3 protein-coding genes are annotated in these 1083 nt (G+C 45.5%); 2 read left to right on the plus strand and 1 reads right to left on the minus strand.

Annotation, left to right across the window (positions count from 1 at the left end; translation table 11 throughout):
• Nucleotides 1–184: 184 nt before the first annotated feature.
• Nucleotides 185–388, minus strand: a complete 204-nt coding sequence (locus ACYVG7_RS04610) for a hypothetical protein (protein WP_460882053.1) — start codon at nucleotides 386–388, stop codon at nucleotides 185–187.
• A gap of 85 nt (nucleotides 389–473) precedes the next feature.
• Here ACYVG7_RS04610 and ACYVG7_RS04615 point away from each other — a divergent pair, with 85 nt between their 5' ends.
• Both ACYVG7_RS04615 and ACYVG7_RS04620 read left to right on the plus strand, forming a co-directional pair.
• Nucleotides 474–728, plus strand: coding sequence for a type II toxin-antitoxin system Phd/YefM family antitoxin (locus ACYVG7_RS04615; protein ID WP_460882054.1), 255 nt, complete (start codon nucleotides 474–476; stop codon nucleotides 726–728).
• Nucleotides 721–987, plus strand: a complete 267-nt coding sequence (locus tag ACYVG7_RS04620) for a Txe/YoeB family addiction module toxin (RefSeq protein WP_460882055.1) — start codon at nucleotides 721–723, stop codon at nucleotides 985–987. Before ACYVG7_RS04615 ends, ACYVG7_RS04620 begins: the two co-directional genes overlap by 8 nt.
• The last annotated feature ends 96 nt before the right edge of the window (nucleotides 988–1083 follow it).

A 1083-nucleotide genomic window follows, 5' to 3' on the forward strand; every position in this document is an offset into this window, starting at 1 on the left:
TGGGAGTCACATAGAAGATCAGATCCTGGAAAACGGGAAAGGTTCCGTTCAGGACGCTACTTGTGTATAAGAGTCAGGGTTAAACATCGGCATCAGCGCCTTGTTCTTCTTTGTTCCACTAAGGGCCGTAAACCATGCCAACATCAGTGGCGGTTCTTTGCTTTATCAGGTCAGGCTGGTTCGGCTAATACGGCGTTCTATTCTTCGTGACGCTGTTCAGGCCAATCTGTTCCATCAGCTTTATTTCGTTGTTGCCCAAGCGGCTGGCGTCGTTAGCCTCATCGCGACGGCACAACAAAAGTTTAAACACCGGACTGGCTATACGCAGCCGCTCTTTATTCAACACCGGTTGCAGCCAGCCGGTTAAACAGACGTTACCTGTAGTCATGATTTGCTTACATGCCCAGTATCTTGTACATGTAATCCCGAGCGGCTATACTTGTACCACTTAGAGAACATGTGAGGGGAAGCGTATGAACATAGTGTCGTTCACAGAGGCAAGAAACAACCTCAAAAGTGTTTTAGATCAAGTGGTTAATGATGCTGATTGTACCGTCATCACACGTCGGGATTCAGAAGATGCCGTTGTTATGTCACTCGATTATTACAACAGCCTCATGGAGACAGTCCATCTTCTGAAATCACCGGTCAATGCAGCTCATTTATCTAGATCCATCGAGCAATATCGTCAGGGTAAGAGCCAAACCAGGGAACTGATTGATGAGTAGACTGCTCACATGGACCGATGATGCCTGGTCAGATTATCTCTATTGGCAAACTCAAGATAAGAAAACCCTAAAGCGTATCAACAAGATCATCGAAGATATCAAGAGGGCTCCATTTGACGGCATTGGCAAACCAGAACCGTTAAAGATGAATTTATCTGGTTTTTGGTCTCGCAGAATTGATGATACCAATCGCTTAGTCTATGCCGTTGACGACAACGCCATAACGATAATTTCATGCCGCTACCACTACGAGTCATAGTCGGGTTATTCAGCTCAGAGATCCCCTCATTTTTAGAGACTCAAATAATTCCAAGTGTGCGGGTATATAAGCGGTGTTGCTTCAGGTAGTAGATAA

It is taken from the genome of Pseudaeromonas pectinilytica (genome assembly GCF_054780855.1).